A 25,088-nucleotide genomic window follows, 5' to 3' on the forward strand; every position below is an offset into this window, starting at 1 on the left:
TCTTGGTTTCGATCTTGTTACAAGATGATAATGCAGCCTTCGTTTTCTCGTTGCTGCTGGCAATCAGCCGATCTGCGGGCTTCATTGCTTCGTTTTCTCAAGCGCGGCCAGCGCACGCTTGCGCGCCTTGTCATGATCGACAATCGGCTTTGGATAGTCCTTGCCGAGCGTGATGCAGGCGTCCTTCAGGACCGACGTGGGCGCGGTCCAGGGCTTGTGCAGATATTTGTCGGGCAGGCCTGCGATTTCCGGCACGTAGCGGCGAACGTAGTGGCCGTCGCCATCGAATTTTTCCCCCTGCAGGATGGGGTTGAAGATGCGGAAATAGGGGGCGGCATCGGCGCCCGATCCGGCGACCCATTGCCAGCTGGCGGTGTTGTTGGCCGGGTCCGCGTCAACCAGCGTGTCCCAGAACCACGCTTCACCCTCGCGCCAGTCGATCAGGAGATGCTTGACCAGAAAGGAGGCGACAACCATGCGCACGCGGTTGTGCATCCAGCCCGTCTGCCACAGCTGGCGCATGCCCGCATCGACGATCGGATAGCCCGTCTGCCCCTTCTTCCAGGCCGTGAGGGCGGCATCGTCGCTCACCCAGGGGAAGGCGTCGAACTTCTCCTGGAAATTCCGCCTGCCGAGATCTGGAAAGTGGAACAGGAGATTGTAGGAGAACTCGCGCCAGCCGACCTCCGACAGGAATTTCTGGACCGACGAGTCGCTCGCCGGATTGTCGCTGGAAGAGGCCACGTGCCAGATCGTGACCGGCGAGATTTCCCCGAAGGCCAGATGCGGCGACAGCCGTGACGTGACCTCTTCGCCCGGCTCGTCGCGATGATCCCTGTAGCGGGTCAGCGCCTCGTCGACGAAAGTCTGGAGACGCTGGCGCGCGCCATTTTCACCGGGCGTCCAGGTCTCGCGCATGCCGCCTGCCCAGTCCGGCTTCGTCGGCAGCAGGCCCCAGCCGTCAAGGTTTTCGCTTTCCAGCGGATTCTTGAACCCGCTCGTCGCCTTTGGCTTGGGGTAGGGCTGGCGCGGTGTGCCGATCGTCTCGCGCGCAGCCTTCCAGAAGGGCGTGAAGACCTTGTACCAGCCATCGCTTCCGGTCTTCACCTCGAAGGGCTCGACGAGCAGGTTGCCGTTCCAACTCGTGACGGTCCGGCCGTCGTCCTTGAGCGCCGAGCGGAGGGCCTTGTCGAGTTCGATCCCGCCTCCGTCATAGCGGCGGTTCCAATGAATTTCCGCCGCGTCGATTTCGCCGGCGACCTCGGCGACGATCCTCTGCGAGGGGCCGCGCCTGAGAACGAGCGGGATGTTGAGGCCCTCAAGGTTTGCCTGAAGGGTCTTGAGGCTTCCGTGCAGCCACCAGAGGCTCGCGCTTCCGGGAGCGCGCGGGCCCTTGCTCTCTTCATCGAGGATATAGAGCGCGACGACCGGCCGCCCTGTCTCGCAGGCGGCATGGAGCGCCGGATTGTCGTGGACGCGGAGATCGTTGCGGAACCAGACGAGCGCGGGCCGGTGATCGTTGTCGGTCTGCGGCAAGGGTAGGCCTCCGGCGAGATGCGATCAAAAAAGAACGGCGCGATGGGCCATGCCTCATCGCGCCGCCGTCTCTATACGCACAAGGCTGGCGTCCGGTTCAGATCTTCCGCCCGTGCAGGGTCAGACAGCCGTTTCCGCCGGCATCTTCGGGCGCAGGTAGCGGCCGACGAGCAGGGGAGCCACGAAGCCGACCAGCGCGAAGATCCAGATGCCGATCGCCAGCGGCGAGCCGAAGATGATGGACCAGTCGCCATCGGAGATCGTCAGCGCCCGGCGCAGGTTCTTTTCCATCTCGTTGCCGAGCAGGATGCCGAGGATGACCGGCACCATCGGGATGTCCATGCGCCGCAGCACATAGCCAGCGACGCCGAAGCCGGTCATCATGTAGAGGTCGAAGGCCGACCCCGAGATGCCGTAGACGCCGACGAAGGAGATGATGGCGACCGTCGGCATCAGGATCCTCGGCGGTACCATCAGGACCCGCACGAAGAGCCCGACGAGCGGGATGTTCATCGCCAGCAGCATGAAATTGGCGATGAAGAGCGCCGCGATCAGGCCCCAGACCACATCCGGGTTGTTGGTGAAGAGCAGGGGGCCGGGCGTGATGTTGAGCGCCATCAGCATGGCGAGGAGCACGGCTGTCGTGCCCGAGCCCGGCACGCCGAGCGCCAGCATCGGCACCAGAGCGCCGCCGGCGGCCGCGTTGTTGCCGGCTTCAGGGGCGGCGACACCCCTCGGGTCGCCCTTTCCGAAGGTGTCGCGCTTGTTGGAGAGTTTCTTTTCCAGCGCATAGGCCATGAAGGAGCCGAGCGAGGCGCCAGCACCCGGCAGCACGCCGGCGAGGAAGCCGAGGATTGTGCCGCGCGTCATCGCGCCGGACGTGTCCCTGATCAGCCAAAGCGGCGCCGTGATCCGCTCCAGCTTCGGCTTGAAGGCATGCGCCTCGCCCTGGCCTTTGTGCTCCAGGAAGAAGAAGATCTCCGAGATGGCGAAGAGCCCGACGATGGCGATCAGGAAGTCGATGCCCTCGTAGAGATGGATGTTGTTGAAGGTGAAGCGCGGCACGCCGGTCTGGTGGTCGACGCCGATCATCGCGATGCCGAGGCCGAGGGCCGCCGCGATCACCGATTTCGCCTGATTGCGCGCGGCAAGGCCGCCGAGCGTCGCGAAGGCGAGGGTGAAAAGCGCGAAATACTCGGCGGGACCGAAGAGAAGGGCGACCTTGACGAGCAGCGGCGCGAGCAGGACCAGGCCGATGGTGGCGAAGATGGAGCCGACGAAAGAGGCGATGCCGGAGATCGCCAGCGCCTCGCCGGCATTGCCCTTCTTGGCCATCGGGTAGCCGTCGAGCGTCGTCATCATCGCCGGTTCGTCGCCGGGGATGTTGAGCAGGATCGACGAGATGCGCCCGCCGTACATCGCGCCATAGTAGACGCTGGTGAGCAGGATCAGGGCCGATGTCGCCGGCAGTCCGAGCGTGAAGGCGAGCGGGATCAGGATCGCGACGCCGTTCGCCGGACCAAGGCCGGGCAGGGCGCCGATGATGGTGCCGAGAAAACAGCCGAGAAAGGCAAGGCCGAGATTCTGGAAGGACAGGGCGACGGAAAAGCCGTCGGCGAGATGACCGAGCGTTTCCATGGCTCAAAACCCCCACGGGCCGCGCGCAAGGTTGATGCCGAGCGCGAAATGGAAAATGAGGTAGACGCCGACCGCGATGCCGATGCCGGTGACGACGGCGGCGAGCGGCGATGATCCGAGGCGCCAGGAGAGAAGGCCCGACGCGACCGCCGCCGAGGCCACGAAACCGTAGTTCGGCAACGCGACGGCGAAGGCGATCATGACCAGCGTGGCAAAGCCGATTTCGAGAATGCCGCCGCGTGACGGCCATTCCGGCTCCGGATCCGGGCGCAGCAGCGGATAGAGACCGGAAATCCCCAGCACGGTTCCGATAATGATCGGAAACGCCTTCGGTCCCAGCGGGTCGACGATGAAGCCGGTTTCGATAAGCGTTGCCTGCCAGATGAAGAAGGCGGCGAGAAGAACGCAGACCGCGCCAAGCATACGATCGCTCATGGGAGGCCCTTCTTGTGGTTTGTTTGCGACCCCGATGCAGAGTGATCCGCGCGCACGAAAGGTGCAAGCCCCCGGGGACGGGGGCCTGCCGTGTTGACGCGGCCGGCTGATCTTACTTGATCAGGCCGATCTTCTTGGAAAGTTCGGTGGTCTTGGCCACCTGTTCGGCGACGAACTGCTGGAAGTCGGCGCCGGAAAGGTCGAGGGGCACGAGGCCGCTCTCGTCCTGGATCTTCTTCCACTCGGGGGACGCGTTGAGCTTGTTGATCGCGCCGGTCCAGAAGCCGTAGGCGTCATCGCTCATGTTGCCCGGAGCGTAGAAGCCGCGCCAGTTGGCGCCGACCGCATCGATGCCCTGCTCCTTGGCGGTGGGGAAGCTGGCGAAGACGCCGGGCAGGCGGTCCTTGGCGAGAACGGCCAGAACCCGGATGTCGCCGGAGTCAACGAATCCCCGGGCCTCGGAGATGTCGCCGGAGAAGGCCTGCACGTGGTCGCCGAGAAGCTGCGTCACCGCTTCGCCGCCGCCCTCGAAGGCGACATACTTGATCGTGCGCACGTCTTCGATACCGGCTGCCTGGGCCGCGATCAGGATCTTGAGATGATCCCAGCCGCCGACCGCCGAACCGCCGGCGAAGGAAACCGACTTCGGATCGGCCTTCACCTTGTCCATCAGTTCGGGAAGGGTCTTGATGTCGGATTTCGCCGAGACGGCGATGACGCCGTAGTCCGTGCCGACCGAGCCGATCCAGCGCACCATGTCCATGTTCATGCCGGGGAAGGCGCCCTGGGCAAGACGGGTCGAGGTGGCCGAGGAGGCCGCGACGATCAGGTTGTTGTCGTCGTTGCGCTTGGAGACGACTTCCGCATAGGCAACGCCGCCGCCGCCGCCGGCAAGGTTCGTCACCTGCACGGGATCGGGAACGAGCTTCAGGTCATAGAGCAGCTTGCCGACCTGACGGCAGGTGAAGTCCCATCCGCCGCCGGCGTTGGCGGGCGCGATGCACTCCGAGGCGCTGGGCTCGAAGGCAAGGGCGGAGCTTGCCGGCAGCATGGCCAACAGGGTTGCGCCGACGATCGCGGCGCGCCGCGAGAGCGTGAAAATGGTCATCGATTGTCCTCCCGATGTCGTTCTTGGATCGCCAGGCCTGATCGGTTCCTCCACCGACAAGATGACCCGGCTCGGTGCCCGTTTCGAGCACGTCGGGTTTCGGCTAGCACCCGAAGCTGTCACAAACCTGTCGCGAGCCTTTGGGCTTGAAACTTTGCGCCTCCTTCTGCTCCATGCGCCGGGAGGAAGAGGACATGCGGATTCTTCTGGTCGAAGACACGCGCGACGTCGCGGAGGCGGTCGTGGAAAATTTCTCGCGCCGGGGCGATGCGGTCGATCATGTCGAGCGTGTCGCATCAGCGAGGGCGAGTCTTGAGAACTTCGACTACGACCTCGTCATTCTCGACATCAACCTGCCGGACGGCAGTGGTTTTGACCTGATCGACGCGGTCCGCCAGTTGCGTCCATCCTGCCCCATACTGATGCTCACGGCGCGCCATGACGTGGAGGACCGCATCGATGCGCTCGACCGCGGCGCCGACGACTACCTGATGAAGCCCTTCGACCTGCGCGAGCTGGAAGCAAGGACGCGTGCTCTCATCCGGCGGCGCCAGGACGAGCGCCCGACGGTGATCGAATTCGGCGATCTCAGCTTCGATCCGGCCGGTCCCGAGGTGCGGCTGAAGGGCGAGGTGGTCGTTCTCTCCCGCCGCGAGCTTGCTCTCTTGCAGGCACTTCTTGCAAACCGTGGGCGGGTCATGCCCAAGGAGCGGCTCTTCGAAAAGCTCTATACCTTCGACGAGGCGGAGGTCGGCATGAACGCTATCGAGCTTTACGTCGCCCGCGTCAGGAAGAAGCTTGAGGGCGGCAACGTCGTGATCCGCACCCTGCGCAACCTCGGCTATCAGATGACACTCGATGAATAGGACCTTCTCCATCACGTCGCGCCTTGCGGTGGCGACGGCCTTCGTCCTGTCGCTGGGCGGCATCGGTATCGCGGTCGCGGCCTATGCCTACGGCCAGCAGGCCGCCAACGCCGCCTATGACCGCATGCTGGCGGGCGCGGCTTTCGAGATCAGCCGGGCGATGGCGGTCAATGACGGCAGGCTTGAGGTCGACCTGCCGATTTCCGCCTTCGAGCTTTTGTCCCTCGCGCCGGACGACCGCATCGTCTACCGGGTCATCGGCGCGGATGGCCGCACCGTGACAGGGCAGGACTGGGCCCCGCGCCCCAAGGACCATACCGAGGAGATGACTTTCTTCTCCACCGACCATGGCGGCGAACGCTTCCGGCTCGCCTCACTCGACCGGCCTTTTTCGGAGCGGTCCTATCGCGGCGACGTGACGGTGGTCGTCGGTCACACGACCCGCGCCCGCGACGCGCTGACATGGGACATCACGGCGAAGGCGCTGACCATCGGCCTCGTCGCCGGCCTCATCGTCACGGGGATCGCCATTTTTGCCGTCCGCTCGGCCTTGCGCCCGCTCACCGTCATCGAGACGGCGCTGATCGAGCGCGACCCGATGGACCTCTCCGCCCTCAACGTCTCCACGCCGCGCGAGGTGCGCACGATCATCGAGGCGATCAATCGCTTCATGAGCCGGCTGGCGCAGCGGGTGGCGACGATGCAGAACCTGATCGGCGACGCCTCGCATCAATTGAAGACGCCGATCGCGGCCCTGCGGCTGCAGGCGGAGCTGGCCTTGCAGGAGGACAATCCCGAGCGGATGAAGACGGCCCTTCGCAAGATTCACGGCCGCGCGGTGAACCTCTCGCGTCTCGCCGAGCAGATGTTGAGCCAGGCGATGATCATGCACCGCGCCGACACCGCGCCGCAGGTGGTGGTGGACTTGCGCGAAGTGGCGATTACCGTCACCGAGGATGCCGACCACGCGGCCGCGTCCGGCGGAGCAACGCCCTTGCGGCTCGACCTGCCGGAGGAGCCGGTGCCAGTGCGCGGCGATGGGCCAAGCCTCGTCGAGGCCACCAAGAATCTGGTCAACAATGCCTATCGCTACGGGCGCCCTCCCTATGTGCTCGCGGTCCGGGCCGACGGCGTGAAGGGGCTGGCCGATATCGTGGTGATCGATCACGGCGATGGGTTCGAGGAAGCCTTCGGGGAGGGGGCCAGGGCCCGCTTTGCCAGCCATGCCGGCGCACACCCGGACAGCGCTGGCCTCGGCCTTGCCATCGTCGAAGCGGTCGCCAATGCCCATCGGGGGCGGCTCGACTTTGTCAGGCGCGGCGATGGCGCGTTCGAGGCGCGGCTGGAATGTCCGCTGGCGGCGGAGGAGGCCGCATGATGCACCGTCGAACCCGGGGCTTCGGGCCGTGCCGGCAGATAGGTCGCGCTATTTGCAGGACAATCGCCGCCTCTCTCGTGGCACTTGCGATGGCGGTCGCGCCGTCCCAACACGCCAGCGCACAGGATGCGCATTTCGGATATTCCCTCGCGGCGCCGGAAAACACGCTCACCATCTGGGGCTCGACCGACATCGCAGCCTTCGGCCCGGCAATCTCCACCTTCGTCGACAGGAACCCCGGCGTCGCCGTCACCTATGTCGACATCAACACCAACGAACTCTACGAAAAGACGGCAGGAGCCTGCGCCGAAAACCGGCCAGCCTCCGATCTGGTCATCAGTTCGGCGGTGGACCTTCAGGTGAGTCTGGCCAACGATGGCTGCGCGTCCGCCCACGCCTCGGACCTGACCGGGCAATTGCCCTCATGGGCCAACTGGCGCAACGAGGTCTTCGGCTTCACCTTCGAACCCGTCGTGATCGTCTATAACCGTGCGGGCACGCCTTTCGACGGCATGACGATCTCGCGCTTCGATCTGATCGACCTCCTGAGGACCGACGAGGCCACCTATTCGGGCAAGGTCGCGACCTACGACATCGAAGATTCCGGCGTCGGCTATCTCTTTGCCTTCATGGATTCCCAGCAGGCAACGACCTTCGGTCGTCTCGTGGAATCCTTCGGCCGCAACAAGGTCGTTGCGACCTGCTGCGCGGAGGAGATTCTCGACGGGGTGGCGGAGGGGCGTTACCTCGTCGCCTACAACATGCTGGGGTCTTATGCGATTGCCCGCGCCCGGTGGGACGACCGGATCGGCGTCCTGTTTCCGACCGATTATACGCTGGTGCTCGCACGCGCCGCACTGATCCCAAAGCAGGCGGAAAACAGGGCGCTGGCCGGGCGGTTCATCGACTTTCTGCTGTCGGACAAGGGCCGCGGCGTCCTGGAGGACACCGACCTGATCGCTCGCCCCCACAACGATCTGCCATCGGGGGAGGGACTCGATCTGCCGGGCGATTCGCTCTTGCGGCCGATCGCGCTGACGCCCGTTCTGCTGGTCGGGCTCGACCAAGAAAAGCGCCGGCTTTTCCTCGATATCTGGAAGTCGTCCATCGCCCCGGTCAAGGACGCGCCCTGACACGCCGGCATGCTGGCGCACCAGCAGCCCGCTTTGGACTGCTGTAGGCGTGGGTCACTGCCGGCGCGTTGGGGGTCAGTTCATCGAGGCGTCGGTCAGCCGGTAGCTACCGTCCGGACGGGATTCGAGCGTTTCGTCGATCTGCGGATGGCGCAGCGGAATGCCCGAATCGTCACGCTCCAGATTCTGCTCCGAAACATAGGCGATATACTCGGTTTCCGCGTTCTCCGCGAAGATATGGTAGAAGGGCTGGTCCTTGGCCGGACGGGTCGTCTCGGGGATCGCCTGGTACCATTCCTCGCTGTTGGAGAAGATGGGATCGACGTCGAAAATGACGCCCCGGAAGGGGAAGACCCTGTGTTTGACCGTTTCCCCGATCTGGAATTTTGCTGTTCTGATCTTTGTTGTCATTCGGTCATACTCTACTGGCGTGCAGCGGGGTCACGTCGGGAGGATCGTGACACGCGCACCGCATGGCCTTCGCTCGCCAACCTGTGCTAACCCGGCCGGGAGGTGCCGGACAAACGCGCAGTGCTGCCTAAAGCGGCGGCCGATTGAGACAGGGTGATCCTAGCATGATTGATATCGATGACAACCGCCCCGAAAAGTCAGTGTTTTTTGTCTTGCCATGCAAGAAAGGCGTAGCTGTCGGAGCCCCTCGATGACCATGGCCAGCCCCACCGCGTTTGCCTCTTCAAATGGCAGTTCCAGTGCCGACGAGACCGCCAGGGCTCGCCGCGCGGTCCGCATCTGGCTCTGGACGATCGCAATCTTCATCGTCGCGATGGTGATCGTCGGCGGCGCGACCCGGATGACGGAATCCGGCCTTTCGATCACCGAGTGGAAGCCGATCCACGGAGTGATCCCGCCGCTCAGCGAGGCGGAGTGGCAGGAGGAATTCCTGAAATATCAGAAGATTCCGCAGTATTCCCAGATGAACGCCGACATGACGCTCTCGGGCTTCAAGACCATCTTCTGGTGGGAATGGGCGCACCGCCTGCTCGGGCGCAGCATCGGCCTTGTCTTCATTGTTCCCTTCGCGGTTTTCGCCATGCGCGGCTGGATCCGGGGCGGCATGTTGCCGCGCATCGGGGTTCTCTTTGTGCTCGGCGGCCTTCAGGGCGCCGTCGGCTGGTGGATGGTGGCAAGCGGCCTCGTCGAGCGGACCGAGGTCAGCCAGTACCGGCTCGCGATCCATCTCACCTTCGCCTGCGCCATCCTGGCCGCCACCGTGTGGATCGCGGAGGGCTATCGGGAAGGGCGCTTCGCCATCCGCGAAAACCATGCCTTGCGGCGCTTTGCCGGATTTCTCGTGTTGCTCGTTCTCGGCCAGATCTTCCTCGGCGGCCTCGTCGCCGGATTGAGGGCCGGGCTGATCTACAACACCTGGCCGCTGATGGATGGATCGCTGCTACCCGATGGCCTGTGGACGATGGCGCCGGCCTGGCTGAATTTCTTCGAGAACCACAAGACGGTCCAGTTCGTCCACCGGCTCGGTGCCTACACGGTGCTGGCCATGGCGATCCTTCACTATATCCAGGCGCACGGCGAGGCGATGGCTTCGGAGACGATCCGCCGATCCGGATGGCTCGTGCTGGCTATCATGACCCAGGCCGTGATCGGGATCGTCACGCTGCTGCTCGTCGTGCCCATCGAGCTTGGCCTGCTGCATCAGGCCGCTGCCGTCGGTGTGCTGGTCCTTGCAACGGCGCATTGGCGCCGGTTGTCGCCCCCGACCGCGTGACGCTGCTTTTCGGCCCGACAGGCCCGCCGATCGTTCGATTCGGCGGGCCTTTCTATTGGCGGGCAGCGGATGACACGGGCATCAAGACCGCGTGAGAGCCCGGATTTCGCATTGCCATCCGACCCTCCTTGTCGATCATGGGCGCAAAGAGGAGGGGGAGAGGATGCGACCAATCCATTTCATTCGGGGTGCTTTGCTGCTGGCCGCGGCTCTGGTCCTCGGCGCGGCTCCGGCGGCGGCGGCATCGAAGACGGCGGTCTTTGCCGGCGGCTGCTTCTGGTGTGTCGAGGCCGATTTCGACCATGTTCCCGGCGTCTTGAAGACGACGTCGGGCTATATCGGCGGCACGGTCGAGAATCCCAGCTACAAGCAGGTATCGGCGGGCGGCACCGGGCACTACGAGGCCGTGGAGATCACCTACGATCCATCAAAGGTGTCCTACGATGCGCTCGTGACCTACTTCTTCCATTCCGTCGACCCGCTTGACGCACATGGCCAGTTCTGTGACCGGGGCGACAGCTATCGCACGGCGATCTTCGTGGGCAACGGCGAGGAACGCAGCGTGGCCGAAGCGGCGAAGGCGGCGGCTCACAAGGTACTCGGACGAAAGATCGCAACGAAGATCATCGACCGGCCAACCTTCTATCCGGCCGAGCAGTATCATCAGGGCTATTACGAGAAGAATCCGATCCGCTACCGATATTACCGAACCCGGTGCGGCCGCGACCAGCGCGTGAAATCCCTCTGGGGCAAGTCCGCCCTTTCGCTTGCGCCGGCAAGCTGATCCGTCGGATTTAGAGGGAGCCGTTACCGGCTTCACGTGCTCTGAAAATCGCGGCGGACAGCGAACGCGGGCGTCAGGCCGCGTATTCTCCGACCTCTTCTTCCTCTTCCGGCATATCAGGCATCAGGTTGGCCTTGGCCTCGACCAGCGCCACGAATTCCGAAGCCGGAAGGGGCTTTGAGAAGATGAAGCCCTGCGCCATCTCGACGCCGAGGTTCTGCAGGTAGCGGATCTGGTCGGTCGCATCGACGCCTTCCGCGATCATGCTGAGGCCGAGGCGGTCGGCGATGTCGTGCAGGCTGTGCACGATGGTTTCCGACGTCACGTCGTAGCAGACGTGGTCGATGAACATCTTGTCGATCTTGATGATGTCGAAGCCGAGCTTTTGCAGGTAGGCAAGGCCGCCGTGACCCGTGCCGGCGTCGTCGAGGGCCATCTTCGCGCCCATCGCCTGGATTTCCTTGAAGATCTGCTGCGAAAGATCGAGGTCGCGCAGCGGATGCTGCTCGGTGACCTCGAACATCAGCTGGCGGTAGGCGATGCCGGAATTGTAGTAGGTCTGCCGGATCTCGCTCACGATGTCCGCATTGTCGAAATGGGTCGCCGTGAGGTTGATCGACACCTTGAGTTGGGGGTTGGCCTTGTAGAGCGGCCCGATATCTTCGACCGTCTTGATCATGAGCTGGCGCGTGATCTCGCGGATGAGGCCGGTGGCCTCCGCGTAGGGCAGGAAGGCGCCGGGCGGCACGACCGTGCCGTCGTCGCGAATCCAGCGCACCAGCACTTCGCAGCCGGCGATCTTGCCGGTCATGATGTCCACGACGGGCTGGTAGTAGGGATAGAATTCCTGGGCGGAGACCGCGCGGCTGAATTCGTCGCTGCCGTCGTTCTGCTGCCAGGAGATCCACATGCCGACGAGCAGCGTGAAGATACCCGTCACCACCGCGCCGATGATCGAGAAATTGCTGAGTTCGGCGACGCTCGCGAGCATGGCCTCGGGCGGGGCGGCCACGATGACGCGAATCGGCAGCGACTCGGAGCGGACTTTCTCCACGATCACGTCCGGCGCCAGGATTCGCTCCGAATGGGACTTGCGCTCCCACCAGAGGGAGCCGTCGTCGAGATAGACCGAAACGGCCATGGCGCCCGTCAGGCGCGGGTCGCCGGCCTCGAGGCTGATGGCCTTGGGGCTGAGCCGCGCCACGAGCCGGGTGGTGTCGTTGATGCGCAGCGTCACGGCAGCCTGGGTGTCGGCGTGCTGGCCGGACAGAATGCCGATCATGATCGACGGATCGCCCGTGGACGTGGCCGGCAGGCGAACGGGCGAGATCAGGGAGCCCATGGGCTCGCCGCACAGCAGCGTGCCGTCGTTGGTCGCAAGCCCGACCTGCTGGATGTAATAGGATTCGAAGGACGCCCGCCCGAAGGCTTCCCGGTTTTCGATCGAGCAGTTGTCGGTGCCCTTGAGCTTCAGCTTCTTCATCGTCGTGATCGCCTCGGCGATCATGTCGTCGGCACGCTGGACATAGGTCACGGCGATGTCGTGAAGCTCCGTGCGGCCTTTGGAAAGGGCATGGTGCGTCAGCACGTATTCGGCAATGAAGATGGGAATGGCGACGACGGCGATCGTCGGACCGAGAATCCAGACCCAGCGATTGATCTTCTTGCTTAACATGTAATGGCCGTCGCCCGCGCGGTTTCCAATGTCCGCCAGCGAGGCTAGAAGCGCGAAGTAAAAACGCCATGAAGCAAATTAACCCAAAGCGCCACCAAGTGCCGGCAGGGTTAATTCTTTGCTGATCAGGTCGGTCGCGATGGTCAGAACAGTCGCTGCAGAACCCGGATCGTATCGCCCGGCCGCACTTTCTGGGTCATTGCCAGGTGACCGCGATAGACCTTGCCGTTGATGGAGCGCGTGATCTCGACCTCATCGGTCTGCGCGCGCGCCGTATAGCCTCCGGCAATGGCGATGGCGGTTTCGACGGTCATGTCGTTCACGTAGGTGAACTGCCCGGGGGCGCGCACCTCACCCATGATGAAGAAGGGGCGGTATTGCTCGACTTCGACGCTGACGTCCGGGTCGCGCAGATAGCCGTTGCGCAGCGACGTCGCGATGCCGGCCTGCAATTCCTGGGTTGTCTTGCCCCGCGCCGGCACGCTTCCGACAAGCGGCATCATGATGTAGCCGCTCTGGTCCACGGTAAAGCTGTTGGTCAGGTCTTCCTGGCCGTAGACGATGACGCGCAACCGGTCGCCGCTGTCTAGGCGATAGGGGAGGACCGCCGCAGGATCCGGCTGCATCTTGGGGTGAGACGCAGCACATCCGCCAGCCAGCATAACCAGAATCAGGAACGACGCGCGATATCGCATCGGTCTTCAGCCTCCTTCTCGACTGGAGGCAGTGATAAACCGTTATGGTTAATGTTTCCCAAATGAAAATGGGATGGTTAACAGAAGATTAATGAGTAATTTCCGCTGTTTACAGATTGGTTACCATAACTGAGGCATCTTGTTGGCAAGCGCTGCCGGCGAAGATCGACGCATGCTTGCCGATCAGGGTGTTTCGCCCCTTGCGCTGAAAGAGAGACGGTTGGAGCGGCGGACGGGTCGTTCGGGCAACTGTCTGAAGGAGTCAGGCAAGATGGCTGTACTCGAAGCAGGTCCTGAGACACTTTCCGGATGGCGTTTGCCCGGTCTGCGAAGATACCGGCCGCTGGCTATTTTCATGGCCGTTGGACTCGCTCTGGGCGTGTGTTCGGCCGCCGTCTGGTCGGATCTCCATCCGCTTCGCTATACGGCCGCGGCCGAGGTGACCGTCCCGAGGGGAGACGTCTCCCAGAGCGCGGTCGCAAGGGTCCAGTCGAGGGCGAGGCTTCTCGTTTCCCGGCCCGTACTTTCGTCGCTGCTGCTGGAGCCTGCGGTCGCCGGCCGCCTGCAGGCCGACATGGAGCCTCACGGGGCCATCGAATCCGTCGTCGCCTTTTTTGCCGGTCTTCAGCAGACCGACCTTGATGCCGCCGAGCGCTTGATGCGCGCGCTGGAGCAGCGCGTCGACGTGCAGGCGCTTGGCAACGGACGCCTTGCGGTCCTCTTCTCCGCCCGCGACGCGGAGCTTGCCCGCGACAGCGTCAATGGCGTCATCGACGCCTTCGCCGGGCTTGAGAAGGCCGAATATGCCAAGGCGCGGTCCGCCGACATCGAGTGGATCGAAGCCGAAATCGACCGGGTGAACCGGCGGATTGCCGATGGCGAGGCTGCCGGGGCAGGGGCCGCCGACGATTTCTCCTCCGATCGTATTCTGCTGGGCGAGCTGGAATATCGCCGCGACGCCCTGCGCGACAGCCGTGAGGCGCCCGAGACGGCGCAGAGCATTTTCACGCGGGCAACGCTGCCCGAAGAGGCCAACAAGCCATCGAACCTCTGGCTGCTGGGCGGCGGCGCGCTGGCCGGTCTGCTACTGGCCTTGCTGGCTCATGCCCTTGCCTTGCGGGCGCTGACGCGCCTGCGTGAGGCCAATCTTCCGACCTGGGCCCGCAGCGGCGCGCTTCTCGAAGTGCCTGTCCAGCTCTGCGGTTCTCGCCCGGTCGGCGCCGGCGATGAGGCAGTTCACGCCATTGCCCATGATGATTTCGGACCGCTGGAGGAGACCGTCGCGGTCGCTCCGACGCCCGCCGTCTCCCGGATCGATACGGACGTGGAACAGTGTGCGGTAGCGGAAGTCCCTCACGAGGAGCCGTCCCTCGACCGCATCCATGCGACCGTCATGACCGACGGCGGCTCGAAGATCGCCATTCTGTCGATTTCGAATGCCGGCAAGAGGCGGCCGATTGCCGAACTGCTTGGCGAGGCGGCCGTCGCGGACGGACTGCGCTCGGTCGTGGTGGAAATGGTGGTCGGCGATGAATCGGGCCGCGCCGGCATGTCGGACCTCCTCTCCGGACGCGCCCGCTTCGCCGACGTGATCGACCGCCATCCCCGTGGCCGCGCGCACTATATCGGCCCGGGAAGCTGCACGGTGGAGGGCACCCTTCTCGCGCCGGCAAGCCTCGATCCGGCGCTGACGGCGCTCGAAAACACCTATGATCTCGTCCTGATGGACATGGGCAGCATAGCCCGCGACGAGCAGTGCATCGCGCTGGTTTCCGGCACGAACCACGTGGCGCTGGTCGCCGATCCCGGACCGGACGCCGACTGGGTGATGCGCCTTCTCGCCATGAATGGCGTGCGCAGCGTGTCGCTGATCCCGGAAGAAGAACTGGCTGCCTCCAACGCGGCGTGACCGCCGCGCGCGCGTCGGTGACCGTTGGTAGGATGCAGGACGGGGTTGTCATCGGGCGGTTTCGATTGCCCTCGAAAAATCACTGGCCCACGGTTCCAACCGCCTTCGGCTTCGTTTAACGTCTGCCAGCGATCGCACGGCCTGAATCATTTTACGGTCTGGCATTTCCGCCCGGATGGCCAGAGCGTTTCAGCGCGATCCTCCCACATCGAACGCCCAGCTCGACAACCCGTCGAAGATTGAGGACGCGCCATGGCCGAAGAAGAGCCAACTGCGCCCGAAGGGGCGGACGTGCTTGAAACGGATGCACCCGAAGAGGAACTCCGTTTCCGCGACGAAGACGGCGCGATCACCCGCGAATTCTATGACGCCATCACGGCGGCGGTGGAAGCGCGGGACGCCGAGCAGGTTCGCGCGCTCGCCGGCGATCTGCACGAGGCCGATGCCGCCGACATCCTTGTCGCCCTGCACGCCGACGACCGCGCCCCCTTCGTCAGTCTTCTCGGCAAGGATTTCGACTTTGCGGCCCTGACCGAGGTCGACGAGCAGATCCGCGTCGCGGTTCTGGAGGAACTGCCGACCGAAGTCGTCGTCGAGGGCATGCGCGAACTCGATTCGGACGACGCGGTCTATATTCTCGAGGATCTCGACGAGGCGGCGAAGGCCGAGATTCTGGAGCAGTTGCCGATCCCCGACCGGCTCAGCATCCAGCGCAGTCTTGACTACCCGGAAGAGACCGCCGGACGGCGCATGCAGACCGACTTCATCGCGGTCGCCTCGTTCTGGACGGTCGGGCAGACCATCGACTTCCTGCGCAACCAGAGCGAACTGCCCGACGATTTCTACGAGATTTTCGTCATCGACCCGGCATTCCGGCTCGCCGGCACGGTGCCGCTCAACAAGATTTTGCGGGCCAAGCGCCAGACGCGCATTGCCGACGTCATGAACGAGACCAGCCATCCGGTGCTGGCGACCGAGGATCAGGAAGAGGTCGCCCGGCTCTTCGAGCGCTATAACCTCGTCTCGACGGCCGTCGTCGACGAGGGCGGTCGGCTGGTCGGTGTCCTGACCATTGACGACATGGTCGACGTCATGAAGCAGGAGGCCGAAGAGGATTTGCGCGCCCTGGCGGGCGTCGGCGACGAGGAGATCTCCGACAGCGTCACCGATACGGTCCGCAGCCGCTTCATATGGCTGCTCGTCAATCTCGCGACGGCGATCCTCGCCTCGATGGTGATCAGCCTCTTCGATGGCGCCATTTCCAAGATGGTGGCGCTGGCCGTGCTGATGCCTATCGTCGCGTCGATGGGTGGCAACGCCGGCTCGCAAACCATGACCGTGGCCGTGCGCGCCTTGGCAACCCGCGAGATCGACCGGCGCAACATGGTCCGCACGATCGTCCGCGAAACGACCGTCGGCGCGATCAACGGGGTGCTTTTTGCGGTATTGATTGGTATTGCTGCTGGGCTCTGGTTTGAGGATGTTCTCCTCGGCGTCATTATCGGCGCTGCACTGATTATTAACCTCGTTGTGGCAGGACTGGCAGGGATTCTGATCCCGCTCGCTCTGGACCGCCTGGAGATTGATCCGGCGGTTGCATCAAGCGTATTTGTGACCACGGTAACGGACGTGGTCGGATTTTCCGCATTCTTGGGTCTTGCGACATGGTTTTTGACCGGCTGAAGCAGTGGATGGGAAATGCGGGCGAATTTGCCGCCGGCAAGGCCTCCGACACGCGCGCTACCCTTCGCAAGGTCAACCGCAGACCGGTCGGACGCATCGCCGTCGCCATGGTCACGGCGGGCCTTTTGTCCGGATGTGCGCTGTTCGAATTCGAGGAACCGGGCCCGGAAACCTATCCCGTCCAGGGCATCGACGTCTCCAAATATCAGGGCGACATCGACTGGAATGCCGTGCACCGGGCCGGCATTTCCTTTGCCTATATCAAGGCGACGGAAGGCGGCGACCACAAGGACGATCGATTCCTGGACAACTGGAACGCGGCCAAGGCAGCCGGCGTTCGTCATGGCGCCTATCATTTCTATTATTTCTGCCGCTCGCCGGAAGAGCAGGCGGCCTGGTTCATCCAGAACGTGCCCTACGACCCGACGGCCTTGCCGCCGGTGCTGGACATGGAGTGGTATCACGACTCCAAGACCTGCAAGCGCAAGCCGAGCCGCGAGGAAGTGCTTAGCGAAATGAAGACCTTCATCGAGATGGTGGCGCGCTACTACGGCAAGCGCCCGATCGTCTACGCGACGGTCGATTTCCATCGCGACCGACTGGTGAACGCTTGGCAGGGCTATCCGATGTGGCTGCGCAGTGTGGCCGGACACCCCTCCATCCGCTACGGCAAGCGGACCTGGCATCTGTGGCAATATACGGCGACGGGGCGCGTCAAGGGCATCCGAGGCAACGTCGACCGCAACACATTCGCGGGCTCCAAGAAGGACTTCGAGGTGTTCCTGGCCTCCTCGCAGCTCGATGTGGCCACCGGATCGATCGCCTCGCAGCAACCGGCCGTGCCTGCTGCAGCCGCCACGGCGGTCGCGAATGCACCCGACCCCACCGGCTCCGGCGTTCCCATGCCGACGGCCAACCCCGCTCCGCCGACCCTGCGCAGTTCCACGATCACCGCCTTCGACGAATAAGCCGCACGCGCTGCATGAACCCGGGCTTTCGATCGGGCAAGGCGTCTTGGTGTCGTCAGGACGCGCGCTTTGCTGCGCTTTCATCGCGGAATTTTCTGATCCGGCACCGGCCTGCCGCCGAAGGCGGGAGGACCGACTAAGGCTGGCCTCGGCTTTGCGTATTTCAAGCCGGGGAGGGACCTTTCAGCCGAGGAAGAAAGCGAACGCTTCGCGCCAGAACAGGAAGCAGAGCACAAGAACACCGACCCGAATGGCCATGACGCTGATCATGTCCAGCCGCCGCTTGACGGCGTCCATCACGAGGCTGGTCTCGCGGTGCGGGGGGAGGTCGATGGAAGTCATGGCGCGCGCCTTTTTTGTGCTGACGGAGCATCGTCCAGGAGGTCGGGGCTCCGGTTGCGGCAGGCTTGCCGGTCTTTGTGCTTGAGCCAATTTTTGGCCCGAAATATTAAGAATGCATTAAGGTTAACCAGTCGTTTCCATGCAGAGATTGCACTCGTTGCCAGTCAAGCAATCGAATGTGCAATTGATGCGGCCCCCCGGAAGCATTTTGCTGCATCGCAATAAAGCAACGATGTCCCGCAATCCTTGAATTCGGATACGAGGTGGAAACATTTCGAAGTAAATCTCGAGAAAGTTGTGGCTCTCGCTCTGCTGAGGCCGGCAATCGGGTGCTTTGGTGCTTTCATGAAGAAAGAAAAGTCAGCCGGATTGTTTCTCGCAACTGCCGGAATCAATATGCGAGAAAATCTCTGTAACGCATTGTTCTAGTGCAGGTTATCCAGAGACTGACTCTCGTTCTCGATCTGGCGCTCGGGCGCTGGATGGATGACGCCCTTGCGCAGGACGAGATTGCCGTAAAGCCGGCGCTCGCTGGTGGCAACAATGGCGAAGGCCGCCCGGACCCGCTCGTAGAACGCCGGCCCGTCGAGCTGGGCGATGCGTTTCCCCGGCTCGTGACGAGCGACGAGGGCTTCGAATTCCGCGAAGATCGGCTCGCGCCTGCCGGGTGCGCCGGCAATTCCGGGACGGAAGGCGGCGTCCGGAACCATCTCGTCGAGCGGCATGACCGAGAGGATGGCATTGGCCACCGAGACCGCATCATGGCCATCCATGCGAATGAGCCGGTGCCCGTCCGTCTCGGCGGGATAATTGCCGTCGACGATGGCGATCTCGTCGCCGTGCCCCATGGCCCTGAGCACGCGCAGGAGATCGGGACCGAGCAGCGGGTCAAGCCCTTTCAGCATTACACGGTCTCCTTGAAAAGGACTTCCCGGTCCAACGTGAACTTGGCGAGGAGGGGCAGGCAGCCCGCGCCGACCTCGCGGGCCGAGGCGCCGATCTCTCCGTTGACGACGTCGATCGGGCTCAGGCCCTGGCGGTTGAAGGTCTCGATTTCCTGCTTGATGGCGGTCACCAGCCGGTCGCGGACCCGCGTCGGGAAGGCGCCATCGATCACGGCGGCCTGGAAATCAACCACCGCCGATGCGGCGGTGATGGCATAGGCAAGGCTGCGCGCGGCTTCGCCGATCCAGTCGTCGAGTTCCTGGCCGGCTTCTTCCCACGCATCCGGACTGGCCCAGAGCCATCCGGCCTTCTTGCCCTCCTGGATGAGGCGGGCCTCAAGTGTGTAGAGCGAAGCGCAACGGATAAGCTGCTGGACCGAGCCGTCCGGCCCCGGCACCGGCATCGAGCCGAGCGAGGCGGCATTGCCGTATCGGCCGGGCAGGAGGGCTCCGTTCACGACCAGGCCGCCGCCGACGAAGGAGCCGACGAAAATATAGAGAAAATCGTGGAAGTCGGCGCTGTTGCCAAAGACAAGCTCCGCCGCGCAGGCCGCCGTCGCGTCATTGCAGAGGTAGACCGGCTGGTTGACATGCGAGGCGAAGACCTGCCTGAGGTCGAGGTCGCGCCAGACGTCGAGCGCGCCGGGCGGGCCGCCCACCTCATAGGCCCAGTTCCACAATTCGTTGGGGGAGGCGAGCCCGAGGCCCACGATGCGGTCCCGCTCGTCCGGCTTGAGGGTGGCTTCGATCTCGCGGATGCCGTTCTGGGCAAAGTCGGTCAGCATGTCGGGCAGGGGATAGGCATAGGTGATGTGCAGGTGCTTGCGCACCTTGCCGAGGAAATCGATCAGCACGAGGTCGGAAGACCGGCGCCCGATCTTCAGCCCGTAGGCATAGGCACCGTCGGGATTGAGCGAGAAGGGCACGCTCGGCTGTCCGACCCGGCCGCGCTGGGGCTCCTCGCGCCGCAGCAGGCCGTCTTTTTGCAACTGGTTGGCGATCACGGAGACGGTTTGCGCCGAAAGGCCGGTGAGGCGGGCAAGCTCCACCTTGGCAACGGCACGATGCCGGCGGACGAGCGAAAGGATCAGCCGCTCGTTGTAGAGACGGACGCCGCTCTGATTGGTGCCTCGTCCCGGGTCCGTCGGCCGAAAGCGACCGCCCCCCGGCAGATCGCCAGCGGGTTTCATGGAAACAGTTCCTCCCTCGTCCTCAAACTCACGCGTGTCCTGTGAGCACGTTGCATGCCGCGTTCGGAATGGAAAGTGTCTTTTCTTTCGGCATGTTCGCGGGCGTGTTGTCTTTTTCACGCCTTCAGGTTCGCGCGGTTTGCGGCGTGGCCGAACGATGCGCCGCGAGGTGTTCCCTGTCAATAAATAAATCCGACGGATTTTTTTATTGACACCTCACTGGAGGCATGTAACCAATTTGCCACCACACAGACCCGGACAATCGGGCTGTGTCGAACGGCCGACGCTGGGGAAGAGCAGACGAAGGCCGGGCAAGACCAGGGAGGATCATATGAAACTTGCATCTGTCCGTCTTCGGACGGTTCTTTTCGGCTGCGCCGCGTTTGCCGCCATGGGCGCGGCTCCGTCGTTCGCCGCCGGCGTTTCCGCCTGCCTCATCACCAAGACGGACACCAACCCCTTCTTCGTGAAGATGAAGGAGGGCGCCACCGCCGAAGCGGAGAAGCTGGGCATCACGCTCAAGGCCTATGCCGGCAAGATCGATGGCGATAACGAGAGCCAGGTCAACGCGATCGAGACCTGCATCGCCGACGGCGCCAAGGGCATCCTGATCACCGCGTCCGACACCAAGGCCATCGTGCCGACCGTGCAGAAGGCCCGTGACGCCGGACTTCTGGTGATCGCCCTCGACACCCCGCTCGACCCGATCAACGCGGCCGACATGACCTTCGCCACCGACAACTTCAAGGCTGGCGAACTGATCGGCGACTGGGCCAAGGCGACGCTGGGCGACAAGGCCGCCGACGCCAAGATCGCGATGCTGGATCTGGCCGTCTCGCAGCCGTCCGTCGGCGTTCTGCGCGACCAGGGCTTCCTTCAGGGCTTCGGCATCGACCTCGGCGACCCGAAGAAGTGGGGCGACGAAACCGATCCGCGCGTCGTTGGTCATGAAGTGACCGCCGGCAACGAGGAGGGCGGCCGCAAGGCGATGGAGACCCTGCTCGCCAAGGACAGCGGCATCAATGTCGTCTACACGATCAATGAGCCGGCCGCCGCCGGCGCCTATCAGGCGCTCAAGGCCGTCGGCATGGAAGGCGGCGTCACCATCGTCTCCGTCGACGGCGGCTGCCCGGGCGTGAAGAATGTGGCCGAAGGCGTCATCGGCGCCACCTCGCAGCAGTATCCGCTGCTGATGGCCTCCAAGGGTATCGAAGCCATCGCGGCCTGGGCCAAGGACGGCACCAAGCCGACGCCGAGCGAAGGCAAGGACTTCTTCGACACCGGAGTGCAGCTAGTCACGGACCATCCGGTGGAAGGGATCGACTCGATCGACACCAAGAAGGGTCTCGACCTCTGCTGGGGCTGATCGGCCTGAAGACAACTGATCATGGTATTCGCCCGGTGCTTCGGCACCGGGCCCTGATCGGGCGTCCTTGAAAGACGGAAGCCGGGCAGGCAGACTTCTCCTGCCCGGTCGTCGCAAAGAACAAAGCACCACAACACCGAGACAGACCGGCCCGGCCCTCGTCAAGAAGGGCACACAGGGAGGCTCCACCATGACTAGCGAGGCGCGTGGCCCGCAAGGTTTCGAGGCCGCACTCAAGACAGCCCCGGACGCCGTGGCCGAATTCACTCACTCGGTGTCGGGAGTCAAACGCTTCCAGCACCTCTTGCATCAGACGCCGGCCATTGTGCCGCTGATCGTTCTTATTGCAGCGATCATCGTCTTCGGCATGCTTCTCGGCCAGCGCTTCTTTTCGCCTTATGCGCTGACCTTGATCCTCCAGCAGGTCGCGATTACGGGCATCGTCGGCGCAGCCCAGTCGCTGGTGATCCTGACCGCCGGCATCGACCTGTCGGTCGGCGCGACGATGGTCATTTGCTCCGTGGTCATGGGCCAGTTCACGTTCCGCTATGGTCTGCCGGCGGAGATTTCCGTCCTCTGCGGCATCGCCATGGGTGCGCTGATCGGCTTTATCAACGGAACGTTGGTGGCGCGCGTGAAGCTGCCGCCGTTCATCGTGACGCTCGGCATGTGGCAGATCGTGCTGGCGGCCAACTTCCTCTATTCGGCCAACGAGACGATCCGAGCCCAGGATATCGAGCAACAGGCTCCGCTGCTGCAGCTCTTCGGCGAGACGGTGCGCGTCGGCGGTGCCGTGCTCACCTACGGAGTGATCATGATGATCGCGATTGTGGTCATTCTCGCCTATGTGCTCCGCCACACCGCCTGGGGCCGGCATGTCTATGCCGTTGGCGATGATCCGGAAGCGGCGGAACTGGCCGGCGTCCGGGTCAAGCGCATCCTCATCAGCGTCTACATGCTTGCCGGCGTCATCTGCGCGCTGGCCGGCTGGGCCCTCATCGGCCGCCTCGGTTCGGTGTCGCCGACCTCGGGCCAGTTCGAGAACATCAACTCCATTACGGCGGTGGTAATCGGCGGCATATCGCTCTTCGGCGGGCGCGGCTCGATCCTCGGCATGATGTTCGGAGCCCTCATCGTCGGCGTCTTCTCGCTCGGGCTCGGCATGTATGGCACCGACCCGCAGTGGACCTATCTCCTGATCGGCATGCTCATCATTGCGGCGGTTGCCGTCGACCAGTGGATCAGAAAGGTGGCAGCGTGATGGAACCCCTTCTCAAGGCTCGAGGTCTGGTCAAGCGCTACGGCAAGGTGACCGCTCTCGACCAGTGCGACTTCGACCTTTATCCCGGCGAAGTGCTGGCGGTCATCGGCGACAACGGCGCCGGCAAGTCCTCGCTGATCAAGGCGCTCTCCGGCGCCGTCCGGCCGGACGAGGGCGAAATCACGCTCGACGGCCAGCCGATGCACTTCAACTCGCCCCTGGAGGCGCGCAAGGCCGGCATCGAGACCGTCTATCAGAACCTCGCGCTCTCGCCGGCGCTGTCGATCTGCGACAACATGTTCCTCGGCCGCGAAATTCGCCGGCCGGGTCCCTTAGGCCAGTATTTCCGCATGCTGGACCGGCCGCAGATGCGCAAGATGGCGCGCGAGAAGCTGACCGAACTCGGCCTGATGACCATCCAGAACATCGACCAGCCGGTGGAAACGCTCTCCGGCGGTCAGCGCCAGGGCGTGGCCGTGGCGCGGGCGGCAGCCTTCGGCTCGCGTGTCGTCATCATGGACGAGCCGACTGCAGCCCTCGGCGTGAAGGAGTCTCGCCGCGTGCTGGAGCTGATCCTCGACGTGAAGCGTCGCGGTTTGCCCATCGTGCTCATCTCGCACAACATGCCGCATGTCTTCGAGGTGGCCGATCGCATCCACATCCACCGGCTCGGGGCGCGGCTTGCCGTCGTCGATCCGAAGGAAATCAGCATGTCGGACGCGGTTGCGATGATGACCGGCGCGATGCAGCCGCCGACAGCGGCCGCCGCCTGATCTTTGCGGAGCTGGCCGCTCCGCATTTTTGAACCCGGAATAGCCAGAATAGAACGGCCTCGTTCATGCGCATCCGCCTGAACGAGGCCGTTTTGCCTTATCCGGCCACCAGCGCCACGGCCGCGACACCGAGCAGCAACAGCGTGAAAAAGCCCTGGAAACGGCGGCGCATGCCGCGGCAGATCGGATCGCCCGCGACGTCATAGTCGAAGCGTTCCATCACGATATGTCGGGCGCCGAGGCCTTCCTTGAGCAGCATGTCGACCGTTGCGTCCATCATCGGCGGCGGTCCGCAGACGAAGGCAAGGGTTGCCGCCGGGTCGAGCCCCTCCAGAAGCGTGTGGACCCGTGCCGCGTCGACACGCCCGCTGGCGCCGTTCTGCGGGGCAGGACCGTCCTCCACCAGCATTCGAACATCGAGATCGAGGTAGGCCGAAAGGTCCGCCAGTTCCTTCGCCGCAACAAGGTCGTCCACCGTCCTTGCCGCATAAACGAGGCGATAGCGCCGCCGGTCGCCGCGGGCCGCCGCCGAGCGGAGCAGGGAACGGATCGGCGCGATGCCGATACCGCCGGCGATCATCACGACCGCCTCGGCGGGGCGGGCCTCGACGAAGTTTCCATGCGGTCCGTCCACCGCGACCGGCGTTCCCTTGGGCAGGTCGATGATCTGCCTCGTCCTGTCGCCGGCTTCGCGGATCAGGAAGGAAAGCCTTGGCAGATCCTCCGGCGCCGAGGCGATCGAGAAGGGGTTGTCGGTGATCGTGTGTCGTCCGCCGATTGCGATCCAGGCGAACTGCCCGGCCCGGAAGGACCAGCCGCGCGGTTTCGTCTGGCGCAAGGTGAGTTCGACGACGGAGGGGCCGCGTCGGCGGGTTTCCTCGACCACGAAACCAAGGCCGTAGCCGGCCTTCGGCCGGACGACATAGACGACGGCAAGCGCGCCCACCGCCAACACGCCGAGGACGATCAGAAAAACCGCTGGAATGGGCTGAACGGCGGTGTGGCTCTTGATGGCGAGGTGGTGCGCGAGCAGCAGGACCGAGAGAACGCCGCCGATCCCGTGCGTCAGTCGCCAGACCTCGTAGCGCAGGCCGCGCCGGCCCCGAAACGAACGGGCCATCACGATGAGGAAGGCGAAGAGGATAAGCGCCAGGATGCCTGTCAGATTTCCAGGCGCCGTTAGCATGCGCCCGAGACGGACAAGAAGACGTTCGGGATCGAGATTGCCCATCCGCAGAGGGAGGAGGAGCACATGCAGGACCGCGAAGAGCAGGGCGACCATCGCCGCCATGCGATGGAAGCCCATGGTGACGTCGAGGCCGATGCGGCCGGAAATTCCCTCGAACCGGCCCGAGGTCACGAACTGCCCCAGGAACATCGCCAACGACGCCGCACCGAAGGCGCTGGAGAGGGCGTGGGCCGGATTGCCCTGACGATAGACGTCGAAGACGGCGGCCGTTCCCAGCACCACGGCAGCATAGATCAGGGCCAGAAGACCGCCCGACAGGCCCTCTCGTCGCTCCGGCATCCCGGTGCAGGTCGTGGTCGGACGTTGCGGCGCGGCAGTGCTCATGGCAGTCAGGCTCCTCTTCGGCCCGCTCGGCCAGGCCGCTTGCTCACATCCGATTTGTGGATCGGAGAGCCGGAAAAGTCCTTGATC

The 25,088-nt window shown here is 64.0% G+C and carries 22 protein-coding genes; 11 read left to right on the forward strand and 11 right to left on the reverse strand.

Translation table 11 applies throughout. From position 1 onward, the window contains the following. Window positions 1-81: 81 nt before the first annotated feature. The 4 genes from HDIA_RS07855 to HDIA_RS07870 all read right to left on the reverse strand — a co-directional run bounded on the left by HDIA_RS07855 (window position 82) and on the right by HDIA_RS07870 (window position 4,660). Entirely contained in the window at window positions 82-1,536 is a 1,455-nt protein-coding gene (locus tag HDIA_RS07855) for a cryptochrome/photolyase family protein (protein WP_099555667.1), read from the reverse strand. 120 nt (window positions 1,537-1,656) lie between these two features. Then, entirely contained in the window at window positions 1,657-3,174 is a 1,518-nt protein-coding gene (locus tag HDIA_RS07860) for a tripartite tricarboxylate transporter permease (protein ID WP_099555668.1), read from the reverse strand. A gap of 3 nt (window positions 3,175-3,177) precedes the next feature. Next, window positions 3,178-3,609 (reverse strand): tripartite tricarboxylate transporter TctB family protein, encoded by a 432-nt coding sequence (locus HDIA_RS07865; RefSeq protein WP_099555669.1) that lies wholly within the window; start codon window positions 3,607-3,609, stop codon window positions 3,178-3,180. A 112-nt stretch (window positions 3,610-3,721) separates the two neighbouring features. After that, window positions 3,722-4,660, reverse strand: a complete 939-nt coding sequence (locus HDIA_RS07870; protein WP_197708154.1) for a Bug family tripartite tricarboxylate transporter substrate binding protein — start codon at window positions 4,658-4,660, stop codon at window positions 3,722-3,724. 251 nt (window positions 4,661-4,911) lie between these two features. On the opposite strand from HDIA_RS07870, the gene HDIA_RS07875 reads away from it, so the two are divergent. From HDIA_RS07875 to HDIA_RS07885, 3 genes are all read left to right on the forward strand, one after another. Continuing rightward, window positions 4,912-5,583, forward strand: a complete 672-nt coding sequence (locus HDIA_RS07875) for a response regulator transcription factor (protein ID WP_099555671.1) — start codon at window positions 4,912-4,914, stop codon at window positions 5,581-5,583. Next, window positions 5,576-6,961, forward strand: coding sequence for a sensor histidine kinase (locus HDIA_RS07880; RefSeq protein ID WP_099555672.1), 1,386 nt, complete (start codon window positions 5,576-5,578; stop codon window positions 6,959-6,961). The genes HDIA_RS07875 and HDIA_RS07880 overlap by 8 nt, the downstream gene beginning before the upstream one ends. Window positions 6,962-7,050: 89 nt before the next feature. Then, a complete protein-coding gene (locus HDIA_RS07885) occupies window positions 7,051-8,094 on the forward strand; it encodes an ABC transporter substrate-binding protein (protein ID WP_197708112.1) in 1,044 nt (347 codons plus the stop codon). A gap of 75 nt (window positions 8,095-8,169) precedes the next feature. On the opposite strand, the gene hspQ is transcribed toward HDIA_RS07885, so the two are convergent. Further along, complete coding sequence (hspQ, locus tag HDIA_RS07890) at window positions 8,170-8,505, reverse strand: heat shock protein HspQ (protein ID WP_099555673.1); 336 nt, start codon at window positions 8,503-8,505, stop codon at window positions 8,170-8,172. A gap of 256 nt (window positions 8,506-8,761) precedes the next feature. Between hspQ and HDIA_RS07895 the strand changes: the two genes are divergently transcribed. After that, window positions 8,762-9,838: a COX15/CtaA family protein gene (locus HDIA_RS07895; RefSeq protein WP_245884267.1), complete on the forward strand. Its 1,077-nt coding sequence runs from the start codon at window positions 8,762-8,764 to the stop codon at window positions 9,836-9,838. A gap of 163 nt (window positions 9,839-10,001) precedes the next feature. Continuing rightward, window positions 10,002-10,622: a peptide-methionine (S)-S-oxide reductase MsrA gene (gene msrA / locus HDIA_RS07900; protein ID WP_099555675.1), complete on the forward strand. Its 621-nt coding sequence runs from the start codon at window positions 10,002-10,004 to the stop codon at window positions 10,620-10,622. 73 nt (window positions 10,623-10,695) lie between these two features. Here the strand turns inward: msrA and HDIA_RS07905 are convergent, their stop codons facing one another. Both HDIA_RS07905 and HDIA_RS07910 read right to left on the reverse strand, forming a co-directional pair. Further along, window positions 10,696-12,297, reverse strand: coding sequence for an EAL domain-containing protein (locus HDIA_RS07905; RefSeq protein WP_099555676.1), 1,602 nt, complete (start codon window positions 12,295-12,297; stop codon window positions 10,696-10,698). A gap of 143 nt (window positions 12,298-12,440) precedes the next feature. Beyond that, window positions 12,441-12,992 (reverse strand): polysaccharide biosynthesis/export family protein, encoded by a 552-nt coding sequence (locus tag HDIA_RS07910; RefSeq protein ID WP_099555677.1) that lies wholly within the window; start codon window positions 12,990-12,992, stop codon window positions 12,441-12,443. A 355-nt stretch (window positions 12,993-13,347) separates the two neighbouring features. Between HDIA_RS07910 and HDIA_RS07915 the strand changes: the two genes are divergently transcribed. From HDIA_RS07915 to HDIA_RS07925, 3 genes are all read left to right on the forward strand, one after another. Beyond that, window positions 13,348-14,901 (forward strand): P-loop NTPase family protein, encoded by a 1,554-nt coding sequence (locus tag HDIA_RS07915; RefSeq protein ID WP_099555678.1) that lies wholly within the window; start codon window positions 13,348-13,350, stop codon window positions 14,899-14,901. 252 nt (window positions 14,902-15,153) lie between these two features. After that, window positions 15,154-16,584 (forward strand): magnesium transporter, encoded by a 1,431-nt coding sequence (gene mgtE / locus HDIA_RS07920; RefSeq protein ID WP_099555679.1) that lies wholly within the window; start codon window positions 15,154-15,156, stop codon window positions 16,582-16,584. Beyond that, a complete protein-coding gene (locus HDIA_RS07925) occupies window positions 16,566-17,552 on the forward strand; it encodes a glycoside hydrolase family 25 protein (protein WP_245884198.1) in 987 nt (328 codons plus the stop codon). Before mgtE ends, HDIA_RS07925 begins: the two co-directional genes overlap by 19 nt. Window positions 17,553-17,735: 183 nt before the next feature. On the opposite strand, the gene HDIA_RS25255 is transcribed toward HDIA_RS07925, so the two are convergent. The 3 genes from HDIA_RS25255 to HDIA_RS07935 all read right to left on the reverse strand — a co-directional run bounded on the left by HDIA_RS25255 (window position 17,736) and on the right by HDIA_RS07935 (window position 20,028). Continuing rightward, on the reverse strand, window positions 17,736-17,894 hold the full coding sequence (locus tag HDIA_RS25255) for a hypothetical protein (RefSeq protein ID WP_157775429.1): 159 nt from the start codon (window positions 17,892-17,894) through the stop codon (window positions 17,736-17,738). Between the two features lie 425 nt (window positions 17,895-18,319). After that, a complete protein-coding gene (locus HDIA_RS07930; protein WP_099555680.1) occupies window positions 18,320-18,799 on the reverse strand; it encodes an RbsD/FucU family protein in 480 nt (159 codons plus the stop codon). Next, window positions 18,799-20,028: an ROK family transcriptional regulator gene (locus tag HDIA_RS07935; RefSeq protein WP_099555681.1), complete on the reverse strand. Its 1,230-nt coding sequence runs from the start codon at window positions 20,026-20,028 to the stop codon at window positions 18,799-18,801. Before HDIA_RS07935 ends, HDIA_RS07930 begins: the two co-directional genes overlap by 1 nt. A gap of 391 nt (window positions 20,029-20,419) precedes the next feature. Between HDIA_RS07935 and HDIA_RS07940 the strand changes: the two genes are divergently transcribed. From HDIA_RS07940 to HDIA_RS07950, 3 genes are all read left to right on the forward strand, one after another. Further along, window positions 20,420-21,394 carry a sugar ABC transporter substrate-binding protein gene (locus HDIA_RS07940; protein WP_245884268.1) on the forward strand — a complete coding sequence of 325 codons (975 nt, stop codon included), beginning with the start codon at window positions 20,420-20,422 and terminating at the stop codon, window positions 21,392-21,394. A gap of 190 nt (window positions 21,395-21,584) precedes the next feature. Continuing rightward, window positions 21,585-22,655 carry an ABC transporter permease gene (locus HDIA_RS07945; protein ID WP_099555683.1) on the forward strand — a complete coding sequence of 357 codons (1,071 nt, stop codon included), beginning with the start codon at window positions 21,585-21,587 and terminating at the stop codon, window positions 22,653-22,655. After that, window positions 22,655-23,428 (forward strand): ATP-binding cassette domain-containing protein, encoded by a 774-nt coding sequence (locus HDIA_RS07950; RefSeq protein WP_099555684.1) that lies wholly within the window; start codon window positions 22,655-22,657, stop codon window positions 23,426-23,428. Before HDIA_RS07945 ends, HDIA_RS07950 begins: the two co-directional genes overlap by 1 nt. A gap of 97 nt (window positions 23,429-23,525) precedes the next feature. Here HDIA_RS07950 and HDIA_RS07955 read toward each other — a convergent pair whose 3' ends face one another. Next, on the reverse strand, window positions 23,526-25,001 hold the full coding sequence (locus tag HDIA_RS07955) for a ferredoxin reductase family protein (RefSeq protein WP_099555685.1): 1,476 nt from the start codon (window positions 24,999-25,001) through the stop codon (window positions 23,526-23,528). Between the last annotated feature and the right edge of the window lie 87 nt (window positions 25,002-25,088).

It is taken from the genome of Hartmannibacter diazotrophicus (assembly GCF_900231165.1).
GTDB lineage: Bacteria > Pseudomonadota > Alphaproteobacteria > Rhizobiales > Pleomorphomonadaceae > Hartmannibacter > Hartmannibacter diazotrophicus.

Coding starts and splice junctions, on each gene's coding strand:
- HDIA_RS07860 (WP_099555668.1), bottom strand. CDS start 3,174: ATGGAAACGCTCGGTCATCTCGCCGACGGCTTTTCCGTCGCCCTGTCC.
- HDIA_RS07865 (WP_099555669.1), bottom strand. CDS start 3,609: ATGAGCGATCGTATGCTTGGCGCGGTCTGCGTTCTTCTCGCCGCCTTC.
- HDIA_RS07870 (WP_197708154.1), bottom strand. CDS start 4,660: ATGCTGCCGGCAAGCTCCGCCCTTGCCTTCGAGCCCAGCGCCTCGGAG.
- HDIA_RS07875 (WP_099555671.1), top strand. CDS start 4,912: ATGCGGATTCTTCTGGTCGAAGACACGCGCGACGTCGCGGAGGCGGTC.
- HDIA_RS07880 (WP_099555672.1), top strand. CDS start 5,576: ATGAATAGGACCTTCTCCATCACGTCGCGCCTTGCGGTGGCGACGGCC.
- HDIA_RS07885 (WP_197708112.1), top strand. CDS start 7,051: ATGGCGGTCGCGCCGTCCCAACACGCCAGCGCACAGGATGCGCATTTC.
- hspQ (WP_099555673.1), bottom strand. CDS start 8,505: ATGACAACAAAGATCAGAACAGCAAAATTCCAGATCGGGGAAACGGTC.
- HDIA_RS07895 (WP_245884267.1), top strand. CDS start 8,762: ATGGCCAGCCCCACCGCGTTTGCCTCTTCAAATGGCAGTTCCAGTGCC.
- msrA (WP_099555675.1), top strand. CDS start 10,002: ATGCGACCAATCCATTTCATTCGGGGTGCTTTGCTGCTGGCCGCGGCT.
- HDIA_RS07905 (WP_099555676.1), bottom strand. CDS start 12,297: ATGTTAAGCAAGAAGATCAATCGCTGGGTCTGGATTCTCGGTCCGACG.
- HDIA_RS07910 (WP_099555677.1), bottom strand. CDS start 12,992: ATGCGATATCGCGCGTCGTTCCTGATTCTGGTTATGCTGGCTGGCGGA.
- HDIA_RS07915 (WP_099555678.1), top strand. CDS start 13,348: ATGGCCGTTGGACTCGCTCTGGGCGTGTGTTCGGCCGCCGTCTGGTCG.
- mgtE (WP_099555679.1), top strand. CDS start 15,154: ATGGCCGAAGAAGAGCCAACTGCGCCCGAAGGGGCGGACGTGCTTGAA.
- HDIA_RS07925 (WP_245884198.1), top strand. CDS start 16,566: ATGGTTTTTGACCGGCTGAAGCAGTGGATGGGAAATGCGGGCGAATTT.
- HDIA_RS25255 (WP_157775429.1), bottom strand. CDS start 17,894: ATGACTTCCATCGACCTCCCCCCGCACCGCGAGACCAGCCTCGTGATG.
- HDIA_RS07930 (WP_099555680.1), bottom strand. CDS start 18,799: ATGCTGAAAGGGCTTGACCCGCTGCTCGGTCCCGATCTCCTGCGCGTG.
- HDIA_RS07935 (WP_099555681.1), bottom strand. CDS start 20,028: ATGAAACCCGCTGGCGATCTGCCGGGGGGCGGTCGCTTTCGGCCGACG.
- HDIA_RS07940 (WP_245884268.1), top strand. CDS start 20,420: ATGGGCGCGGCTCCGTCGTTCGCCGCCGGCGTTTCCGCCTGCCTCATC.
- HDIA_RS07945 (WP_099555683.1), top strand. CDS start 21,585: ATGACTAGCGAGGCGCGTGGCCCGCAAGGTTTCGAGGCCGCACTCAAG.
- HDIA_RS07950 (WP_099555684.1), top strand. CDS start 22,655: ATGGAACCCCTTCTCAAGGCTCGAGGTCTGGTCAAGCGCTACGGCAAG.
- HDIA_RS07955 (WP_099555685.1), bottom strand. CDS start 25,001: ATGAGCACTGCCGCGCCGCAACGTCCGACCACGACCTGCACCGGGATG.